The organism is Gulosibacter chungangensis (assembly GCF_008831155.1).
In the GTDB taxonomy this organism is placed as follows: domain Bacteria; phylum Actinomycetota; class Actinomycetes; order Actinomycetales; family Microbacteriaceae; genus Gulosibacter; species Gulosibacter chungangensis.
On the sequence record NZ_WBKB01000001.1, the window covers coordinates 346332 to 366005 of the forward strand.

The following is a 19674-nucleotide window of genomic DNA, read 5'->3' on the forward strand; positions in this document are numbered from 1 at the left end:
GGTGCGCCATTTGTCCGGGGCCCTCCAGCGTTAAGGGCCAAACGTCCGGCGAAAGTCGATCGGATGGATGCTCACCAGGCGCCGTCGGAGGGGCCGGGTTCGTAGTCGGCGGGTGGCTGCTGGATGGGGTCTCGGGTTTGTTCGCCGATGATGAGGTGCGTGCGGACCGAATGCACACCCGGCAGCCGCAGCACCCGTCGCAATACGAGATTGCTCAGCGCATCGTGGGTGGGGGCCGCGATCTCGACCACGTAGTCGATATCGCCGGCGATGGTTTGTACCCGCACCACGAAGGGGATCTCAAGCAGCGCATCCGCCAGACCCGCGCCCTCGGGGGTTGCGCCGGTATCTACAACGAGCAGGGCCCGCACGGTGAGGCCAGCCTGCGCAGGATCCACCACTGCCGAAAAGCCGCTGATCACACCGCGTTCGAGGAGCCGGTTCACCCGTTCGTGCGCGGTCGAGCGCGATACGTGGATTTCTTCCGCGAGCGCCCGGATCGATAGCCGTGCATCCCGCCGAAGTGCCCGCACAATCGCGAGGTCAATGTCATCCAGCACGGCAGCCTCCTTTAGCTGTGTGATCTCAGCTCCCATTATGGGGTGTGCCGTGTCTGTTGACCTTGGCACTGCACCGTGGGGTCAAGCGAACAGCGCTGTCATCTCAGTGCCTGGCGCAGCCGAGCTTCCTGCACGAACCAGGTCGAGTGCTGTTCGCCGTCGATTACGACAACCGGGATGAGCTCGCCGTATTTTCGCTGCAGGTCCTTGTCTTCGAGGATGTTGTGGCGGCGCAGTTCGGCGCCCGCGCGGGAGGCTTCTGCCTCGACAACCGCGAGTGCGTCCTCGCAGAGGTGGCAGCCAGGTTTCTCGTAGAAGTCGATGACGTGCCCTGATGCATCCACCCGGCCGCGGCCAAAAAGTCGCCCGATCACGGCATGCGCACCTTTCCTTCGGGTAGCGCATCCGCGTGGTGGGCGCGCTCGCGCAGGCGCAGCATGAAGATCGCGGCAAAGGCCGCGGCAATCGATCCAAGGATGACGCCGAGATGTGCGTAGTCAAGCATCGCCTCATTACCGCGGAACGCAAGCTCACCAATCAGCAGTGACACCGTGAAGCCGATCCCGGCGAGTCCCCCGAGCGCTGCAATATCCCACAGCTTCAAAGCACTGTCGAGGCGGAAGAGTTTGGAGCGGTGCAGCAGCGCCACGGTGAGGAAGATTCCGATCGGTTTGCCCACGAACAGCCCGAGGAAGGCGCCGAGGAACACCGGGTTCGCGAGTGCTTCGAGGAAGGTGCCGTCGCCGGCGGCGAAGGGTACTCCCGCCGCGAAGAACGCGAAGACCGGCAGTGCGAGGCCCTGGGAGAGTGCGTTCCAGTCGTGTTCCATGTCTTCGGCGAGGGAGATCTTGTCGTCTCGAATTGGCCGAGCGGGGACAGCCAGCCCGAGCAACACTCCGGCGATCGTGGCGTGCACGCCCGAGCGCAGCATGAAGTACCAGGCGATCACCCCGAGCGGGATCAGCAGCCAGCGCGGGTTCCAGCCGCGGTTCACGCACAGGGCGTAGAGCGCGATCACCACGAGCGAGCCGACCAGCCACCACAGTGCGAGCGCATCCGTGTAGAAGATCGCAATCACAATGATGCCGAGCAGGTCATCCATCACCGCGAGGGTGAGGAGGAATGCGCGGAACGGAGACGGCAGGCCTTTGCCAAACACCGCGAGGAGGCCGAGAGCGAAGGCGATATCGGTGGCGACCGGGATCGCCCAACCTTCGAGCGCATCCACGCCGGAGGACGAAACTACGACCGTGTAGACGAGCGCCGGGACGGCCATGCCACCTACGGCCGCCGCGATCGGGAGCGAGGCCTTCCGCGGATCGCGCAGCTGACCGGTCACGAACTCGCGTTTGAGTTCGATGCCGACCACGAAGAAGAAGATCGCCAGGATGCCGTCGCTGGCCCAGTGAGCGACCGTCATGTGATGCATGCCCAGCGCGGGGATCGACAGGTCGAAGTCGCGGATGAAGTTGTAGAACGGCGCGAGCGGGGTATTCGCGAGGATCATCGCGATCACGGCAGCGGCGAGCAGCAGCGTGCCGCCGACCTTCCGGGAGTTGAGTCGTTCTTTGAGCGAGAACGTGTCATCTGGGCGGTGCTTCGGCAACAGTGCCATAGGGATTCCTCTGCTATCGCGAGTGGTCAGAAATCAGGTTCGGCAAGCGAACCGCTGACCAGACTTCCCAGCACACCTCGTAGAAGTGTACGCCGTTCCCGCCGCAACGTTGGGCCGACGTCAGGTTCTCGCTCGGAAACTGCAAAGCGGGCACGGTTCCGAAGAACGGTGCCCGCTTTCAGAAGCAGTGAACTACTTCTTATTGCGACGCTGGTGGCGAGTCTTGCGAAGCAGCTTGCGGTGCTTCTTCTTCGACATACGCTTGCGGCGCTTCTTAACGACAGAACCCATATTGTTTCCTCAAATTGATTACAAGTTGCGAACGGGGAGCATTTCGGCCGTTCGGCCCCGACGAGCGTTAGCCCTCCCCGGAAAATGCGCTCGGGCCAGTCTACACCCGCTTTGCCGCACAAGTCAGGTCGTCCGGCGCTTCACCGGCCAACCACATGCCTCGCTAAGCGGAGTGCTGCTCACCCTCGGTGGCGGCGCGGATCGCATCCTTGACCGCCGATTCCGGTACCCGATACGACCGCCCGAATTTCACTGCGGGAAGTTCCCCCGCGTGGACCATGCGATAAATCGTCATCTTCGAGACGCGCATAAGCTCCGCGACTTCGGCAACCGTAAGGAAACGGACATCAGACAGGTCATTCGCCATGGTGTCTTGTCTCCTGTCGATCCGCGGCCGTAATGTAACTAACGTCACTAGAGTGACACGAGTTATCTGTGAGTACATCCTCAACACTAGAGTGTCGCTCCCAGATTTGCCAGGCCTGGCAGCTACACTGCCCCGCTCTACGCGAGTAGCATCGCTGGCGACCCTATCCCACTGCCACCCGCAACATAGCCCTTAGCCACCAGGAGCCAGCCATGCCGTTTCAATACCGGCTTGAGCACGAAAAACGCTCACCGTGGCAACGCGTACGCGACCAGGCCTCCCACTTCTCGACGAAATCCCCGAGCCGCTTCGCGGTGGGCATCTTCACCGGGATCATCGCGCTGTGGACCTTCCTCTTCATGCTCCCCGCAGCTTCGGCAGACGGGCAAGTTACGCCGTTCGCGGATGCGCTGTTCACCGCGGTCTCGACAATTTGCGTCACCGGCTTGGCGGTGGTCGATATGGCCACACACTGGTCGGTATTCGGCAATATTTTGGTCTTTGTCGGGATCCAGGTCGGCGCGCTCGGCGTACTGACGCTCGCCTCCCTGCTCGGCCGCGTAGTCACCCGCCGATTGGGGCTGCGACAAAAACTCCTCGCCGCCTCCGATGGCAATCCCCTGCGCACCCACGCCGGCCCGGTCGCTGAATCCCAGGCGGTGAAGCTGGATGAGGTCGGCGGCATCCTCGCCACCGCAGCCATCTCGCTGGTGACGATTCAGACCGTCGTGGCCCTGTGCATCCTGCCGGTATTTCTGGCGACGCCCGGCTATGGCACGCTCTCGGCGTTTATCGATTCCTATTACTACGCGGCGAGTGCCTTCACGAATACTGGCTTCTCGCACCACCCCGATGGCATCGAGCCCTTCCAGAACAACATTTGGTTTCTTGGCTGCTTGTGCGGCGCGGTTTTTCTCGGCTCGCTCGGTTTTCCGGTGATTTTTGCGCTCGTGCGGCGGCTGCGCACGAAGCAGCGACTGCCGATTCACGCAAAGCTCACCCTCGTGACCACCGTGCTGCTGTTCTTTATCGGCTGGGTGGTGATCTATCTGCTCGAGTTCGACAACCCGAGCACACTCGCCGAAGAGGATGCGTGGTTCCGGCCAATTACCGCAGGGTTTATGTCAGCCATGACCAGGTCCGGAGGCTTCTCGACGATCGACATTGGTCATATGAACGACTCGAGCCTGCTGGTGATGGACATGCTGATGTTTGTCGGCGGGGGTTCGGCGTCAACCGCGGGTGGCATCAAGGTGACCACGCTTGCGATCCTTTTTCTGGCGGCCGTGGCCGAGGCCAAGGGCGCGAGTGACATTCAGTCTTTCGGCAAGCGGATTCCGGTGGACGTGCTGCGGCTGGCGATTGCCGTGGCGCTGTGGGGCGCGACGATTGTGGCGGTCGCTTCGATCTTGGTCATGCAGCTTTCGGGAGCGGAATTCAAATACGCCCTCTTCGACACGATTTCAGCGTTTGCGACTTGCGGTCTGTCGACCGGGCTCACGCAAGAAATGCCCGATTCGGCGACGTATATTCTCACCGCGACCATGTGGCTCGGCCGCGTGGGTACCGTGACCTTCGCCGCGGCGCTCGCCTCGAGACACAAGCGGCAGCTGTACACGCTGCCTGAGGAAAGGATCATCGTTGGCTGAACCAATTCCACCGAATGCCCCGGTGCTCGTGATCGGTTTGGGCCGCTTCGGCGCCGCGGTTGCGGGCCAGCTGGACCGGCTCGGTCGCGAGGTGCTCGCGATCGATGTGGATCCGACGCTCGTGCAGAAATGGTCGGATCGAGTCACCCACACCGCCCAGCTCGATGCTCGCAATATGGATGCGCTCATGCAGATCGGCGCGAAGGAGTTCAAGATCGCAGTCGTCGCCGTGGGAACTTCCCTCGAAGCGAGCGTGCTCATTACCGCGAACCTGTCCGATCTTAAGGTGCCGCAGATTTGGGCGAAGGCGATGTCGAGTACCCACGGGCGCATCCTAAAACGCATCGGTGCGAATCACGTGATCTACCCCGAGGCCGAGGCAGGTGAGCGTGCCGCGCACCTGCTAAACGGACGACTCCTTGACTTCATCGCTTTTGACGATCAGTTCGTGCTCGCGAAGATGTATCCGCCGAAGCCGATTCGCGGGCTGACGCTGCGCGAGGCGGAGATTCGCAGCAAGTATCAGGTGAGCGTGATGGGTGTGAAGTCGCCCGGCAATGAGTTCCGAGAGGCCACGCCTGACATGCGCATCTCGAACCTCGACCTCATTATTGTGGCTGGCACCGGGGAACGGATCGAGCGGTTTAGCGCGCTGCGCTAGCAGCGCTCACGCTTCTGTCGTTGGCTACGCGTAGGCTCTTTGGCATGCGCATGAATGTTGAATCCTTCAATCTCGATCACCGTGAGGTCGCGGCTCCCTACGTTCGGGTGGCCGACCGCAAGGAGCTCCCGGGTGGGGATGTGCTCATTAAGTACGACGTACGGTTCACCCAGCCGAATGAGGACCACCTCGAGATGCCGACGATCCACTCGATCGAACACACCACGGCCGAGCTCATGAGAAACCACACCGATAAGCTCATCGATTTCTCGCCCATGGGCTGCCAGACGGGCTTCTACGCGATCACCCTTGGGGTCGAAGAGGAGGAGTTCTTCGACCTACTCGAGAAGACCTTCCACGACCTGCTTGAGGCGGAAGCGGTGCCGGCGGCGAATGAGGTGCAGTGCGGTTGGGCTGCCAGCCACGACTTGGCCGGGGCGAAGGATGCGGTGGCCAAGTTCCTGATGTCCCGTGACGGTTGGTCGAACGTCATGAAGGCGGATGCATAGTGGCCGGTGAGGCCGCGGGTTCTGATTCCACTTCTGCGCTGCCCGGTTCTGCGTTACCGAACTCTGTCGCCTCGACCGATGCAGACGCTCTCGTCGACGGCCTAGTGCTCATAATCTGTGCGATGGCCGAGGAAGCAGCTGCCTTTGGTGCGCTGCTGAGCGAGGTCAGCGAGGTTCCAGTGCCGCTGTCCTCCGCGAGCGCCAAGCGGGGCGTGCTCTCACTTGCCGATGGCCGCTCGGTCGAAGCCCTGCTTCTGACGAGCAATATTGGCCTTGTCGCCGCCGCGAGTGCCGCCACCTGGGCTATCGGCGAGTTTTCGCCATCGGTCGTAATCTCTGCCGGCACCGGCGGGGGTCTGCCGGCGGATATTTCGGTCGGCGATATTGCCGTGGCCGAATCCTGCACCTATGGCACGGCGGATGCGACCGAGTTCGGCTACGAGCGCGGTCAGGTGCCGCGTCAGCCGGTGCGGTTCGAGTCCTCGCCGCAGCTCGTTGAAGCTGCCCTGGCCGGCATTCCAGGCGCATCCGCGGGAGCGCTGCGGGTAGGCCGCATCCTCTCGGGCGACACCTTTGTGACCGCCCGCAATGTTGCCGATATGCGCGAAGCCTTCCCGGATGCGGTGGCCACCGACATGGAATCCTGCGCCATCGCGCAGACCGCAGGGGCCTTTGGTGTGCCGTTTATCTCGGTGCGCGGCATCTCGGATCTCTGTGGCCCACAGGCCGGGCAGGACTTCCACATGGGTGTCGATGAGGCCGCAGCTCGCAGCCGCGACGCGGTGGTGGCGTTGCTCGCCGCGCTCTAGTCAATTTGCGGCAAAGCTATTGCCGGTATCGCTAACCATGGCCAATACTTCGGCAATGGTTAGCGATACCGGCAATGGGTGGACGGGGCTGCCCTAGTTCAGGGCAGCCCCGCCAGCTCAGCTCACGAACGCAACGCGGCTAACGCACGCAACGCAACGCAACGCAACACAACCCAACGTGCGCACGCACGCACGCAGCGAAACTACTTCGCGGCGAAGCGGAAGAGCTTCTTGTTCGCAAACTCGAGCATGCCTACGCGGCCAAGCTCGCGACCATAGCCCGACTTCTTGACGCCACCGAAGGGCACATCCGCGCCCTCGAGACCCGCGCCGCCGATGAAGACCATGCCGACGTCGAGCTGGTTACCGATCTGCTCGGCACGCTCGAGGTCATCGCAGATGACTACCGAACCGAGGCCGTAGGGCGAGGAGTTTGCGAGTTCGATCGCTTCCTCGTCGCTCGAAACACGGTAGAGCTGCGCGACCGGGCCGAAGAGCTCCTGGCTGTAGACGTCCATGGCCGGGGTGATGTTGGTGAGCACCGTCGGCGTGTAAACGTTGCCCTCGGGGTCGTTGTTCCCCACAGCAACTTCGGCGCCCTGCTTGATGGCGTCCTCAACCTGGCTCACGAGGGTCTTCGTCGCGCCCGCCGAGGAGAGCGGACCGAAGTCGCCGTCCGAGTAGGACTGCCCGCCGATTGCGGCCTTGAACTTCTCCGAGAACTCGTCAAAGTACTTGTCGAGCACCACGATGCGCTTGGAGCCGTTGCAGGCCTGGCCGGTGTTTTCCATGCGACCGCCAACGGCGTGCTCGACCGCGTGGTCGAGGTCATCGGTGTCGAGTACGAGGAAGACGTCCGAGCCGCCGAGTTCGAGCACGCACTTCTTCAGTGCGCGACCGGCCTGCTCAGCAACGATCGCCCCGGCACGCTCCGAACCGGTCAGCGAGACGCCCTGCACGCGGTCGTCGGCAATGATGTCCGAGAGTTGCTCGTGCGTGGCAAAGACATTGACATAGGCACCCTCGGGGAACCCAGCGTCGCGGAAGAGCTGCTCGAGCGCGAGTGCCGACTCGGGGCACTGCGCGGCGTGCTTCAGAATGATGGTGTTACCGAGGATGAGGTTCGGCACCGCAAAGCGGGCCACCTGGTAGTACGGGTAGTTCCACGGCATGATGCCGAGGATCACTCCGAGGCCCTGGTAGCGGAAGAAGGTCTTGAGCCCGTCTTCCACCTCGAGCGGCTCGTCCGCAAGCCACTGCTCGGCGTTCTTCGCGAAGGCCGCGGTGATGTCACCCGAGAACTCCGCCTCGCCAATCGACTGGTCGAGCGGCTTACCCATTTCGCGGTTAATGATCGCGCCAAGCTCATCCTTGCGTTCGTGGAAGAGCTCGGCGGCACGCTGTGCGAGAGCCGCGCGCTGCGCGACCGTGGTCTTGCGCGCCCAGTTCTGGTACGCATCCTGCGCCGAGGTGATTGCCTCCTGCACCTCGGCCGCGGTAGCGGTTGGGTACTCCTTGATCGTTTCGCCGGTGGCCGGGTTGATGACAGCAAACGTCGTCATTGATGTTCTCCTGATCTCAGTTCTTCGCTGCGTTCTTCGCCATGAAATGGCCCTGCGTGAACCTCGTGAATCTATTCCGAATACCAACCTAAAGCGGGAGTATTTGAATCTCCTTATGCCTGGAGACGAAGCGGAATGAGCTTCATTGTGCTGATGAACGGAGCGGCCCGGCGCGACGCGGAAAACGTCGCCCGGCGTATCTACGCCTCAACCTGCAATTCGAGCAGATCTCGCAATAACAGGCGATCAACATCGGTGCCGTCTTCGGCGAGCCAATCGCCGACTTCACGCAGGAGCGAGGCTACCGATGCGGGCCGCACGCGACGCCAGGTGCGCGCGTAGTCGATGGAAAAATCGCCGGCCGATTCGGGAACCACCGTGAGCCAGCCGCGAACTTCCGCGATGTCCCCGAAATACTCGTGCATCCGCTCCACCCGGTGTGGAAACTCCTGCACCGAAGCTGCGAGCGGTACGCCATCACAACACATCTGCCCGCGCGCATCAATCGCGTAAGCCCCGGGGCGCCACAGCACCGAATCGATCACCGCCAGCCGATGCCCGGCGAGGACCGCGTGCGAGACCGTGGCAACCCGCGGGTCTCCCCCGGGCAACCGCAGGCCGTGCAGGATTCGCACCCCGGGCATCCGCTCGAGCACTGCCAACCGCTCACCGACGAGCTGTTCGGCGTACATGCGCCGCACGGCATTCACCCCGGGGGTGGAATGCGACATCGCGGTCGCACCGGGCTGACCCCACTGCCGCTGATCTGAGTCAGCCGCGGGCGCCGAGTCATTGGCGAGGTCTGCGAGCATCCGATCGAATTCCATTCGGCGTGCGCGCGGTTCCAAACCCCACCAGGCGAGTGCCGCGAGTCCCACACCGGCCAGCGCGATTGCGGCGCGCACGGTCAAGAGCCCCGCACCTTCCGCCGAGTCAAAAATGCGCATCATGGCGATGAGAAAAAGCCCCGCGGCGCCCAGGGAAATCCCGGCCAGACTGAGCCAATACACCGCCTTGGTCAGCGCAAGATAGCGACCGCTGGCACGCATTACGATCCACACAAGGCCGAGCGCCCAAAGCGCCACCGTGCCAAACCACCAGTGCGTGGCCATCGGGGAAGTCGGAATGATTTGCGCGGCGATCAGCACCACACCGAGCACCACGAAGGGCAGCACGGTGACGTATTCGCGCACGGTCGGCAGCGGCGGGCTCGGGTGCAGCCCCGGCCAGACGTCCGGATGCTCGGGCCAGGAGCGCCGGTACCAACCCATTTTTCGCGCGTCCGCGGCAGGTTTCGGGATGCGGTCATACGTGGGTTCGTCGGCTCCGGCGGTGCTTCGCCCGGCAGCCGAACGGGATGCTGCTGCGGCAGAGCCCGCCTCTCCCGCCGGTTGCGTGGGCGGTTCGAAGGGGCGCGCGCGGGCGGTGCGTTGCTGCTGCCGCAGCCGCACGCCGTCGGGCCGCGGCGGGGTGACGACCCCGCGTTCGGTGGCAAGCCAGGCATCGTGTTCGGCACGGTGGCGCGGATTCGAGAGCACCTCGACGGCGAGGCGCACGCGAGTGAAGTCCGCCGCGTTACCACCGAGGTCGGGGTGAGTTTCGCGTTGCCTGCGGCGGGCGGCGCGGCGAATTTCTTCGTCGGTTGCCGCGGGCGCAACGCCGAGGACCTCGTAGAGGTTCTCGGGAAAGCTCAGCAGCCTATTCATCGGTTTTCGGCCGCGAGTTCATCGCTGCGGCGTTGATTCGCTCGCAGCGCCTGCTCAAAGGTAGCGGTGAGGTCCGCATCCAGCAGCACCTTGATCGACTGTTCGGTGGTGCCATTGGGACTGGTCACCTTGCGGCGCAGGTCGATGACGTCACGGTGCTCATCCTGCAGCGCCATTTCGATCGCCCCCTTAAACGTCTGCACCGTGAGGTCGAGCGCTTCCTCATAGGCGACCCCGAGCCGCTCGGTGGCGCGCGCCATCTGCTCGATCAGTAGGTACACGTGTGCCGGGCCGGAACCGGCGACCGCGCCGATCGCGCTGATCTGCGACTCCGGTACCTCATATACCGAGCCGACCGACTCGAAAATCGTGCGGGCAAGCGCCATGGCCTGCGCATCCGCGGCTTTGCCTGCCGCCACGCCGGTAGCCCCGAGACCGATCTGCGAGGGCGTATTGGGCATCACGCGCACCACCCGGATGCCTTCGGGGAGGCGCGCTTCCACCGTCGCGGTTTCGATTCCGGCGGCCACCGAAATCACCACGGTTTCGGGATGCAGGACATCGGCGATGTCTTCGGCCACGGCCACGATTTGGGCAGGTTTCACCCCGAGCAGGACGATATCGGCACCGGAAGCGGCCTTGCGGTTCGCTTCGGGATCGGTTTCGAGTGCGAAAGCGGTGATGCGGTCGTCAGCGGCAAACTTCTCGGCACTGGCCTGCGAGCGCGTGGTAACTCGCACGGCGTCACGCGGTGCCACCGGGGAATCAAGCAGCCCGTACAAGATGGCGCTGTTCATATTGCCGGTCCCGATCATGGCGATTGTGGGGAGCGGGGTGGCCGGAGCGTTCGTCGATTCAGCTGCAGGAGTCACATTCTTGAGTCTATGGGGCATCAAGGAATTTCTCAGATTACGGCTCGCTTTCGGAACCAGGTCGTATGCTTTTGACCACATTCACCGTTCCAGAGGGGAGCATTATGCCTAACTCCGGCCCCGCGACACAGATTCGTGAAGCGCTGCTGACCAGTCCGTATATCGAAGAAGTACTCGTAACCAAGGTTGCGGGTAGTGCGGAAGAGATTGCAGTGGTTGGTGTTCGTGTCTCAATCGCGAACGTGCCGGACCTGGCTTCGCTCCCGCCGGTGATCGCCGAACTCCGTGCACTGGTGCGCGGCGTCGTTGGCACCGACGTCGCAGTGTTTGTTGAGCCCGACACCACCGCGCCCGAGCGCAAGAACGTGTCCACCGAGTCGATCGTGATTCGTTCCTGGGACTAGTGAGCTGGGACTAATGAGCTGGGACTAGCGAACTGGTTCTAGCCGGTCCGAAAGAACTCGGTGAGCGGTTTGGCGCATTCCGCTTCGAGCACGCCACCGATTACCTCGGCACTCAGCGGAAGCCGTCGGTCACGCAGTAAGTCATAGCGTGAACCGGCGGCTCCCGCTTTTTCATCCCAGGCACCAAATACGACGCGATCGACCCGCGCGGTGAGCGCCGCGCCCGCGCACATCGCGCAGGGCTCCAGCGTTGTCACGAGCGTGCATCCTTCGAGGCGCGAGCTGCCGATGGCCGCGCAGGCTTGCCGGATCGCCACAATTTCGGCGTGCGCCGTGGGGTCCTGTCGCGCCTCTCGCTCGTTCTTCCCGCGACCCAGGATGCGCCCGGTTGCGTCGACAACGAGGGCACCGATGGGGATGTCCCCGGTTTGCGGCGCTACTAAGGCCTCGGTGAGCGCAATACGCATGAGCGCTTCGAGCTCTGGCGGTACTCGCATGGGTGACTTTCTGGGATTCTAGGCTTCTGGGAGCTGACTTCCCAATTCTCTCAGTACCCTTAGTGTCATGCAGTTGCACGTAGCGAACCACCCGCTCATTGACCACAAGATGACCATCCTTCGCGATGAGCGCACCGAATCCCCCGTCTTCCGTTCGCTCGTTGCCGAACTCGTGAACCTTCTCACCTACGAAGCCAGCCGCGATCTTCGCGTTCAGGATGTACCGGTCACCACGCCCGTTACCGGGATGGTCGGCAAGCACGTGGCGAGCCCGCTGCCGATTGCGGTGCCGATTATTCGTGCGGGGCTCGGGATGCTCGACGGCTTCTTGCAGCTCATGCCGTACTGCGAGGTCGGTTTTGTGGGCATCCGTCGCAATGAAGACACCCTGCAGCCGGAGACCTACGCAAAGCGACTGCCTGACGATGTCTCCGACCGGCAGTGCTTCGTGCTCGACCCGATGCTCGCCACCGGCGGTTCGCTCGCCGCGACCGTGCAGTTCTTGCTGGACGGCGGCGCAACCGGAATCACCGCAATCTGCCTGGTCGCAGCCCCCGAAGGCGTCGCGCTCATGCAGGAACGCTTCCCTGACGACAATGTGCGCGTGGTCGTCGCCGCACTCGACGAGGGGCTCAATGAGCACGGCTATATCGTGCCGGGGCTCGGGGATGCGGGTGACCGGCTGTACGGTTCGGCCGACTAGTCTTACGGTTCGTCCGACTAGTTGTCACGGGGCGTCACGGGGCGACGCAGAAGGTTAAACCTTGACATTCTTCGTCACCTCGTGGATGCTGAAGCCTATGACTGAAACGATTGCTCGCCCTGTGTCCGCCTTTGAGGTGGCAGGTCGTGCCGACATGATGATGGTCGGCATGATGGCGTGTTGTCGAATGTGCCGCTAATTACGCACCGTTAGCCAATCCCGCCTAATCAGGCTTGCTCATCGCTGGATATCTCCACTTGAGCACCCGGGCATCGACGCCCCGCTGACTACGCACAAGTCACCAAAACATCATCACCAAGGATTTTTCTCATGACCTTCTCGAATATTGCACCACTGCCCGCGGGCAAGCCCGCCGCTTCAAAGGCCGGTCGCCCGAACCTTACTGCTGTGCCGAAGCCCGCGTTCACTGCAGCCGCGCGCACTGCCCGGCCCGAGGCAAAGGAAGCAGCGGCTCCCGAGGCTCGCGGTTTCGCGCTCTACGTTGGTCTCGACAGCGACGCCTCGGAGCTCGACGGTATTTCGCTGACCGACCTCGTCACCGCCCTTCGCACCGTCATTGCCGAGCGTGCCCCGCATGCCCAGAGCTACGCATCCGTCGCATTCGCACCGGCCGATGCCCGCGGCGAAAACATTGATCTCGTCCGCCTGGCGCTCCAGGAACCGGGTGCCGTGCGCGACCGTCGCCAGGCACGTCAGGAAGAGGAGCGTGCCGAGGAAGCCAAGCGCGCATCCGCCAAGGTCACGATTGACACCTCGCGCAAGCGCGTTGAGGTGCGCGGCGAGAACGCCGAGTTCACCTATAAAGAGTTCGAACTGCTGCAGGCACTGGTGCTCCGTGAGGGTCGCACCGTGAGCCGTGAAGAAATCATCGATGTGCTGTGGCGCGACACCACCGAAGAGCGTCCGCACGAGCGCACGATTGACGTGCACGTGCGTCGTCTGCGTCAGCGCCTCGGCGAGTACGCCGACATCGTCCGCACCGTTCGTGGCGCGGGCTACCGCTTTGACCGTCACGCGGATGTCCGCGTGGTGCACGCCCCGAGCCCTTCACCGGACCGCGTCTAACCTGCGACTGCGACTAGGCCACCTGAGTCTGGCGACCACGAGTCTGCGCGCTGGGTCGGTCACGTTCCGCCGCATGGGCGCGTGAGGTACTTGCCTTATGCGACTCGCGAGGGATTTGCGCCGAATGCGGGCTGATTCTGCGCGCGGCCGCATCCGCCTCTAAGCCAAGGCGCTTTAGGGTGGGTAGATGGGAAATCGAACTGTCCGGCCGAGTGATGCGTGGGAGTCGTTGTTTCGCGCACAGGTTTCGGTCATGCGAGATCTTCGGGAAGAGTTCACCGGGGTAGGTATCTCGATGAATGAGTACGACGTGCTCTTCAACATCTACCGCGCTCCGGACCACCGTCTCCGGCTTCGCGAGCTGAACCGGTCAGTGCTGATTACGCAGTCCTCAGTATCGCGCCTGGTCGATCGGCTCGTGAGCCGCGGCTTTGTCGAGAAGACCGAGGATGCGACGGATGCGCGAGGCACCATCGTTCGGCTTACCGAGTCGGGCGTTCGGGCATTTCGCAAGGCCGCCGCAGTCCACACCCGCAACATCAACGACCACATGAGTCGCGCACTCAGCCCGGAGCAGCAAACACAGCTCCACGAGCTGTGCACGGCGCTGCTGCAGGCGCAGAATAATTACGTCGACTAGCGTGCCCGACTTCCACGATCGCGAACGATGAACCCCGCAGGTTTTGCCTGGCCGGGCCGCCCCGACCGGCCGCCCATCGAAGGTGTGGTTGCGACGGATCTCGCCGCGCGCATCCACGCCCTCGCGGATGGGCACCGGGTTCGCATCCTGTCGATCATTGCCGCCAAGGATGGCCTGCCGATGACCACGAGCGAGATTGTGGCTGCGCTGGGGCTCTCACAATCGACCGTGTCGCATCACCTGAAGCTGCTGGTGAGCGCGGGGCTGCTCACGATGGAGCGGTCCGGTACCTGGCAAATGTATCGGGCGGATGCCGAGGCTCTGCGAGAGCTTACGGCGCTTCTCGCGCCGGGCTAGGCGTAAGCGAGCCCGAGCCACCGCGCCTGACTTCGCCGACTGGATTATCCGACTAGCCGACGCTAGCCGCGGATGTACGCCCAGCCTTCGAACTGACGCTGAGCCGCGTGTGCCGTTGCAGTGGCCGCGAAGTGGACGTCCTCGAGCAAGTCGTCTTCGGAGATCCCGTTTCCGCGGGCCGCGAGGGAGCACAGCCACACCTGCACGGTCGGTAGCTCCTTGAGCGCCGCAGCGAGGTCAGCTGCCTGCGCAGCAGACCTAGTGGCTCCCGTCACGGCACCACCCTGCGCAAGGATGTCGACGCGCACATCATCGCCAAGCGCCGCAATCGCATTGCGGGCTGATGCGGTGGCCATCAGGATGCGGGCAGGGTCGTTGTCGGCGACGTGGTACACAAATCCGCGGGTGGCGTTGGCCATTGGGGCTCCTTCGGAGTGGCTGCTTGGTGGGTCTGCTTGCTGAGATGCTGAATCGGGATGCGCTGGGCTGCTGCCTGGTTTGCAATTACCCGGTTTGCGATCTTGAGCGGGGCAACGTCGCGGGCCCCGACCCTATTCCGCGCTCTTCCGAGCATCCACCGAATATTGCGGATCGCGCACCCGGGTGACGTGGAGGTCATGCCATGGTCGAGAGGCAAGGCTGGGGCCACGCGATCGATTAGGAGGCAACCATGCCGAATCCGAGCATCAAGGACGAAAAGTTGTACCAGCACCTGCGTGAAGAAGGTGCGTCGGAAGAAAAGGCGGCGCGGATCTCGAACGCCGCGGCAGCCGAGGGACGATCAAAGGTCGGTAAGCGCGGCGGCGAGGCCGAGGATTACGAGGACCGCACAGTGTCGGAGCTCCGGGAGCGCGCGAAAGAACTTGGGCTGAGCGGGTATTCGAAGCTGCGGAAGGGTGAGCTGATCAAGAAGTTGCGGGAGCACTGAGGCGGCGCACCTGACCTAGTGCGTGGAGTGCCGGGCCTTACGGCGGAGAGTCGTACTGCGCCGGGTTTCGCGGCGCAGAGTCGCCAGGACCAGCGCCGCTGATTCTCTTGGGATCGCCCAGGGCGTATATTCGCGAAATCATCACTAGGATGCTCTCATCAGTGATTTCACGCGTCACCGGGCCAGGCCCGCGAGAGGTTCATTTTTGTCAGCCGTCATGCGTCGCAAGCTTGCGCTGTTTGCGCTCTTTTCAATTCCGGGGCTTGCGATTGCGTCCTGGGTGACGCGCACACCGACGATTCGCGACCAGATTCACGCATCCACGGCTGAGATGGGACTCGTACTATTTGGCCTGTCGCTCGGATCCCTCGCGGGCATCCTGTGCTCGGGACCGTTCGTCGCGCGTGTTGGCGCGAGGCTTGCGATCACAATCGGCATGTCAGGTCTCGTCGCGGGACTACCGGTGATCGGCCTCGGTGCGGTGCTCGGTTCCCAGCTGCTGGTGGCGATCGGCCTGGCGATGTTTGGGCTGGGTATGGGTAGCGCGGAAGTGGCCATGAATGTCGAGGGCGGCGATGTTGAACGCATCACCGGCCGGACGTTCCTGCCGCTGCTGCACGGGTTCTATAGCCTCGGAAATGTGGTCGGGGCCGTGCTCGGGATTTGGCTCGCTGCGATTTCGTTCCCCGTGTTGTGGCACCTGTCGATCGTCTTCGCGGTGACGCTGGTGCTACTGGTGGCAAGCGTGGGCAAGCTTCCCCGCGACACGGGTCGAATTAGCCGGCCCAAGAAGGCCGAGGCGCTGGCTCGAGGTATCAAGGCCAGGTCAGATCGCTTCCGTCCGGATGCGCGGATTGTCTTGATCGGCTTGATGGTCATGGCGCTCGCGTTGGCGGAGGGCGCGGCGAATGATTGGCTGCCGCTGGTGATGGTCGATGGCCACGGATTCCCGGAGTCACTCGGCTCGGCAATTTTTGCGGTGTTCGCGTTTGCGATGATGCTGGGGCGTTTCCTCGGCGGCGGTTTGGTGACTCGGTTCGGTCGCGGCACGGTGCTAGCTGCGAGCGGGTTATTTGCGGCAGCGGGCTTGCTCGTGGTGTCGGTTGCCGAGAATCAAATTGCGGCGGCGGTCGCGGTAATTCTGTGGGGCCTCGGCGCATCGCTCGGCTTCCCACTTACGCTCTCGGCCGCGGGAGACTCGGGACCGAACCCGACTCAGCGCGTTGCCCTCGCATCCACCTTGGGCTACATCGCGTTCCTCGTCGGCCCGCCCGCGCTCGGATTCCTCGGCGAGGAATTTGGCCTCCGGAATGCGCTGCTGGTGCCGATGGCTGCAGCGCTGCTGGCGGTATTTCTGGCGCCCGCCGCCCGGTCCGCGCGGCCGGGTGAGCGGGATGCGCAGGAGTAGTACCTGACGGAGACGTCACGTGAGTGCCGTCAGGTGGGAGCCAACAGGTGGCTAGCTCAGCAATCCGGCCCGGGAACCTGGAATGACACTTCCGTGTAGCGGCGGTCAGCTTCAGCCTTGTCGAATGCTTCTTCTTCGATCAGTACAACGAAGTCGCCACAGGATTCAGCCACGGCATACGAGAAGTCAAAGCCGGTGGCCTGACCAGGCGGAACATGCACGGTCGTCAAACTGCCAGATCCGGTCTCACGGAGCCCCTCCTGCGCACCAGTTCCTGGGGCATCCCCTGGTTGATCGCCTGGTTCAGCACCTGATTGTGGCAGCACCGTGATCTTCAACCAACGCTGGATCATCTCCCCTGACTGGTTATCGACGGTCAGCCGAATATCCATCCGGTAGGGCTCCCGGCTGTCATTCGCACGCCACCCCTGCTCCCGAATCTCCGGCAGCACCGAGACCGTCACATCCTCACCGAACTGGGCACTCGCCTCGGGACCAGCCACCGGAGTCTGCGTTTCTCCTCCGCGTGGCAGGAGCAACAGCAGGACAAGCAGAATCACGCTCACCGCCGCCAGCACAATCCAGAACAGTGTGCCCGCGCCCCGAGGTGGAAGGAGCAAAGTGCGAATCTTGCGCATGGCAGCAGACCCCGTCATGGAACATCCCGCTCAGTCGTCATCGTGCCGGTGTCATCGCCAATCGTCAGCTCAAGCTCGTAGTGATCGACCGCAATCGTCGGCGGGTTGTACGTGAGGGTGAGCCAGAAAGGATCAGTCGTGTAGATCACACCTCCGGGGTATCCGTCCAACGTTCGCTGAGATTGCGGGGAGGGAACGAGCTCTTCCTTCCGCGTACCGCTGCTATCGACGGCGAACACGCGGAATTCCACCGTGCCGAGGTCCAGCTCGCGCGGTTCAGGTAGCCCTTCGAAACCCTGCGGGTCGTCAACTTCTTCGGCCGCTCCATCAATGGTGATGACGACCACCACATACCGGTCGCCGCCTATTCCAGGAATGTCAGGAAAAGCAGACGGCTGCTGCTGGTCTCGCACAGTAATAATGTTGGCGGCGTGGCCTCCAACCGCAATCCGCTCTTTACCGTCCACCGGGTTGTAGAACGTCGTGATGGGGTCGATCGGATCAGCACGGACCCAGCCGATAATCGCCGCTATGGCCACCGCGAGGATTGCCCCGTAGATTCCACCCTGCACTGCCCAACGCCAGCGGCTGGCCACGGTACCGGATGTATTCTCAGCCATGGCCACACAATAGCCACCCGAGGTCAGAGCAAGGTACGGGCGCTGCGCAGGTCCTCAAACCTCGTCACAGCCACACGTTTTGGCCTATAAGCCCGGTTCCGCGACCGGAGGCGCTCAGCGAGACAGGGTGTTCACGCTGAGCGGGGTTGTCCTAACGGCCTGGGTCGATGCAAACGGTACGCCTCGGTGGTATTGGGACCTGGGTCGGTGAGGTTTCAACCCGGTTCGAGGCTGATAGGCCTATAAGCCGGCACTCAGCTTCAACCCCACTCAAGAAACGAAAAGCCCTGTTCCGAAGAACAGGGCCGATCGCGCGCCTGGAGGGACTCGAACCCCCAACCTTCTGATCCGTAGTCAGATGCTCTATCCATTGAGCCACAGGCGCGTGCCGCCGTGCTGGCGACTGGTCAAGCATAGCCAGATTAATTTTTCTTTGCAAATCGGCTCCGGAAGACTCCGGTCAACGGCGCCCGCTCGCCCGACACGCCTACCCTAGGACTGTGATGAACAACGACCCCGGCTACTCCCTGACAGGCTCGACCTGGATCGGACACCGCCGAGGTACGGGACCCTATGCGCGCATCCAACTTGCGATGCTCCTTGCAGGAATCGCAACCTTCGCACAGCTCTACGCACCCCAGGCCCTCCTCCCCCAGATCGCCGACGCCTTCAGCGTCTCGATCGCAGATTCATCACTCATGATCTCAATGGGCACGGCAGGCCTCGCCATCGCCGTCGTACCTTGGTCCCTGGTCGCCGACCGAATCGGCCGCAAACGCACCATCTCCATCGCCGTGGTCGCAGCGACCCTGCTCGGCCTCCTTTCGACCGCCATGCCCAATTTCGAGTTGACCCTCGCGATGCGATTCCTCGAGGGGCTCGCGCTCGGTGGTGTGCCCGCAGTCGCCATGGCCTATATCAACGAAGAAATTCACCGGTCGGATGCTGCTGCCGCGGGCGGCACCTTCGTGGCCGGCAATACGATCGGCGGCCTCTCGGGACGAATCATCAGCGGCCCCGTCGGTGAGGCCACCGGCTCCTGGGAGGTCGGTTTTCTCGTTGTCGCGGGGCTGTCCATCCTCGCGTCCATATTGTTCATGGTGATTACCCCGCAACCCCAGGGGTTCATCCCCATGGGTGGCACCGGCAGCACCATGCGTCAGTCGGTTCAGTTCACGCTCTCGAACTCTTGGCAGCACCTCAAGAATCCCGTCCTGATCGCCCTTTATACGCAGCCATTCTTGCTCCTGGGTGGCTTCGTCGCCGTCTACAACTATCTCGGCTATCACCTCACCGAGGCACCCTTTTTCTTGCCGGTGTGGGTGTCTTCGCTGGTGTTCCTCGCCTACCTCGCGGGAACCGTCTCCTCACCACCGGCAGGTCGTCTCGCAGGCAAATACGGCCGCAAACGCGTCATGCTGATCACGCAGGTGATCACCTGGGCCAGCCTCGGAATCATGCTCATCCCGAACCTCATCGCGATCATCGCTGGGCTCATTCTCTTCACCGCGGCGTTCTTCGGCTCGCACTCGACCGCATCTGGCTGGGCGGGCGCCTACCCGAAGTTCGGCCGTGCGCAATCCACCGCCCTCTATAACCTCAGCTATTACATCGGCTCGAGCATCCTCGGGTATGTGGGCGGCCTGTTTTTCCAGCAGTGGGGATGGGTGGGGCTGACCGCCATGGTCGGGTCGCTGTTCCTCATCGCTTTCGTCATCGCCAGCACGATGCTGCCGGGTCGCCCCAAGGAGGCGACCCGACAGCATCCGTAGCGGGTCAGAAGGCCCGAGCC

The 19674-nt window shown here is 63.1% G+C and carries 24 protein-coding genes and 1 tRNA gene; 12 read left to right on the top strand and 13 right to left on the bottom strand.

Going from position 1 to position 19674, the window contains the following annotated elements; translation table 11 throughout:
- Positions 1-71: 71 nt before the first annotated feature.
- From F8O05_RS01555 to F8O05_RS01575, 5 genes are all read right to left on the bottom strand, one after another.
- Complete coding sequence (locus F8O05_RS01555) at positions 72-560, bottom strand: Lrp/AsnC family transcriptional regulator (protein WP_192496978.1); 489 nt, start codon at positions 558-560, stop codon at positions 72-74.
- 98 nt (positions 561-658) lie between these two features.
- Positions 659-934: a glutaredoxin family protein gene (locus F8O05_RS01560; RefSeq protein WP_225735669.1), complete on the bottom strand. Its 276-nt coding sequence runs from the start codon at positions 932-934 to the stop codon at positions 659-661.
- Positions 931-2175 carry a Na+/H+ antiporter NhaA gene (nhaA, locus tag F8O05_RS01565; RefSeq protein WP_158050988.1) on the bottom strand — a complete coding sequence of 415 codons (1245 nt, stop codon included), beginning with the start codon at positions 2173-2175 and terminating at the stop codon, positions 931-933. Before nhaA ends, F8O05_RS01560 begins: the two co-directional genes overlap by 4 nt.
- 192 nt (positions 2176-2367) lie before the next feature.
- Positions 2368-2466, bottom strand: a complete 99-nt coding sequence (locus F8O05_RS01570) for a 30S ribosomal protein bS22 (RefSeq protein WP_019174583.1) — start codon at positions 2464-2466, stop codon at positions 2368-2370.
- A gap of 163 nt (positions 2467-2629) precedes the next feature.
- On the bottom strand, positions 2630-2833 hold the full coding sequence (locus F8O05_RS01575) for a helix-turn-helix domain-containing protein (RefSeq protein ID WP_026937530.1): 204 nt from the start codon (positions 2831-2833) through the stop codon (positions 2630-2632).
- Between the two features lie 212 nt (positions 2834-3045).
- On the opposite strand from F8O05_RS01575, the gene F8O05_RS01580 reads away from it, so the two are divergent.
- The 4 genes from F8O05_RS01580 to mtnN all read left to right on the top strand — a co-directional run bounded on the left by F8O05_RS01580 (position 3046) and on the right by mtnN (position 6461).
- Positions 3046-4482 carry a TrkH family potassium uptake protein gene (locus F8O05_RS01580; protein WP_158050989.1) on the top strand — a complete coding sequence of 479 codons (1437 nt, stop codon included), beginning with the start codon at positions 3046-3048 and terminating at the stop codon, positions 4480-4482.
- A complete protein-coding gene (locus F8O05_RS01585) occupies positions 4475-5143 on the top strand; it encodes a potassium channel family protein (RefSeq protein WP_158050990.1) in 669 nt (222 codons plus the stop codon). The genes F8O05_RS01580 and F8O05_RS01585 overlap by 8 nt, the downstream gene beginning before the upstream one ends.
- A gap of 44 nt (positions 5144-5187) precedes the next feature.
- On the top strand, positions 5188-5652 hold the full coding sequence (locus tag F8O05_RS01590) for an S-ribosylhomocysteine lyase (protein WP_225735670.1): 465 nt from the start codon (positions 5188-5190) through the stop codon (positions 5650-5652).
- A gap of 104 nt (positions 5653-5756) precedes the next feature.
- Positions 5757-6461 (top strand): 5'-methylthioadenosine/S-adenosylhomocysteine nucleosidase, encoded by a 705-nt coding sequence (gene mtnN / locus F8O05_RS01595; RefSeq protein WP_263970264.1) that lies wholly within the window; start codon positions 5757-5759, stop codon positions 6459-6461.
- A gap of 203 nt (positions 6462-6664) precedes the next feature.
- Here the strand turns inward: mtnN and F8O05_RS01600 are convergent, their stop codons facing one another.
- From F8O05_RS01600 to proC, 3 genes are all read right to left on the bottom strand, one after another.
- Positions 6665-8023, bottom strand: a complete 1359-nt coding sequence (locus F8O05_RS01600) for an NAD-dependent succinate-semialdehyde dehydrogenase (protein WP_158050992.1) — start codon at positions 8021-8023, stop codon at positions 6665-6667.
- A 200-nt stretch (positions 8024-8223) separates the two neighbouring features.
- Positions 8224-9729 carry a J domain-containing protein gene (locus F8O05_RS01605; protein WP_158050993.1) on the bottom strand — a complete coding sequence of 502 codons (1506 nt, stop codon included), beginning with the start codon at positions 9727-9729 and terminating at the stop codon, positions 8224-8226.
- Positions 9726-10601 carry a pyrroline-5-carboxylate reductase gene (gene proC / locus F8O05_RS01610; protein ID WP_225735671.1) on the bottom strand — a complete coding sequence of 292 codons (876 nt, stop codon included), beginning with the start codon at positions 10599-10601 and terminating at the stop codon, positions 9726-9728. Before proC ends, F8O05_RS01605 begins: the two co-directional genes overlap by 4 nt.
- 104 nt (positions 10602-10705) lie before the next feature.
- Between proC and F8O05_RS01615 the strand changes: the two genes are divergently transcribed.
- Positions 10706-11005, top strand: a complete 300-nt coding sequence (locus F8O05_RS01615) for a hypothetical protein (protein ID WP_158050995.1) — start codon at positions 10706-10708, stop codon at positions 11003-11005.
- Positions 11006-11043: 38 nt separating this feature from the next.
- Here F8O05_RS01615 and F8O05_RS01620 read toward each other — a convergent pair whose 3' ends face one another.
- On the bottom strand, positions 11044-11502 hold the full coding sequence (locus tag F8O05_RS01620; protein ID WP_404811348.1) for a nucleoside deaminase: 459 nt from the start codon (positions 11500-11502) through the stop codon (positions 11044-11046).
- 67 nt (positions 11503-11569) lie between these two features.
- Here F8O05_RS01620 and upp point away from each other — a divergent pair, with 67 nt between their 5' ends.
- From upp to F8O05_RS01640, 4 genes are all read left to right on the top strand, one after another.
- Positions 11570-12205 carry a uracil phosphoribosyltransferase gene (gene upp / locus F8O05_RS01625; RefSeq protein ID WP_158050996.1) on the top strand — a complete coding sequence of 212 codons (636 nt, stop codon included), beginning with the start codon at positions 11570-11572 and terminating at the stop codon, positions 12203-12205.
- 330 nt (positions 12206-12535) lie between these two features.
- Positions 12536-13291 (top strand): winged helix-turn-helix domain-containing protein, encoded by a 756-nt coding sequence (locus tag F8O05_RS01630; RefSeq protein WP_158050997.1) that lies wholly within the window; start codon positions 12536-12538, stop codon positions 13289-13291.
- 187 nt (positions 13292-13478) lie between these two features.
- Positions 13479-13931: a MarR family winged helix-turn-helix transcriptional regulator gene (locus F8O05_RS01635; protein WP_158050998.1), complete on the top strand. Its 453-nt coding sequence runs from the start codon at positions 13479-13481 to the stop codon at positions 13929-13931.
- A gap of 27 nt (positions 13932-13958) precedes the next feature.
- A complete protein-coding gene (locus tag F8O05_RS01640; protein WP_158050999.1) occupies positions 13959-14288 on the top strand; it encodes an ArsR/SmtB family transcription factor in 330 nt (109 codons plus the stop codon).
- 62 nt (positions 14289-14350) lie between these two features.
- On the opposite strand, the gene F8O05_RS01645 is transcribed toward F8O05_RS01640, so the two are convergent.
- The gene (locus F8O05_RS01645; RefSeq protein WP_158051000.1) at positions 14351-14707 is read right to left on the bottom strand and encodes a DsrE family protein; all 357 of its coding nucleotides are present in this window, start codon (positions 14705-14707) and stop codon (positions 14351-14353) included.
- Positions 14708-14958: 251 nt separating this feature from the next.
- Here F8O05_RS01645 and F8O05_RS01650 point away from each other — a divergent pair, with 251 nt between their 5' ends.
- Together F8O05_RS01650 and F8O05_RS01655 are read left to right on the top strand one after the other, a co-directional pair.
- Positions 14959-15216, top strand: a complete 258-nt coding sequence (locus tag F8O05_RS01650) for a DUF7218 family protein (protein ID WP_158051001.1) — start codon at positions 14959-14961, stop codon at positions 15214-15216.
- 205 nt (positions 15217-15421) lie between these two features.
- Positions 15422-16624 carry an MFS transporter gene (locus tag F8O05_RS01655; protein ID WP_225735672.1) on the top strand — a complete coding sequence of 401 codons (1203 nt, stop codon included), beginning with the start codon at positions 15422-15424 and terminating at the stop codon, positions 16622-16624.
- A 56-nt stretch (positions 16625-16680) separates the two neighbouring features.
- On the opposite strand, the gene F8O05_RS01660 is transcribed toward F8O05_RS01655, so the two are convergent.
- From F8O05_RS01660 to F8O05_RS01670, 3 genes are all read right to left on the bottom strand, one after another.
- Positions 16681-17280, bottom strand: a complete 600-nt coding sequence (locus F8O05_RS01660; protein WP_192496979.1) for a hypothetical protein — start codon at positions 17278-17280, stop codon at positions 16681-16683.
- Positions 17277-17882 carry a hypothetical protein gene (locus tag F8O05_RS01665; RefSeq protein WP_158051003.1) on the bottom strand — a complete coding sequence of 202 codons (606 nt, stop codon included), beginning with the start codon at positions 17880-17882 and terminating at the stop codon, positions 17277-17279. Before F8O05_RS01665 ends, F8O05_RS01660 begins: the two co-directional genes overlap by 4 nt.
- 312 nt (positions 17883-18194) lie before the next feature.
- A tRNA-Arg gene (locus F8O05_RS01670) sits at positions 18195-18267 on the bottom strand.
- Positions 18268-18385: 118 nt separating this feature from the next.
- Between F8O05_RS01670 and F8O05_RS01675 the strand changes: the two genes are divergently transcribed.
- Positions 18386-19654: an MFS transporter gene (locus tag F8O05_RS01675; protein ID WP_158051340.1), complete on the top strand. Its 1269-nt coding sequence runs from the start codon at positions 18386-18388 to the stop codon at positions 19652-19654.
- The last annotated feature ends 20 nt before the right edge of the window (positions 19655-19674 follow it).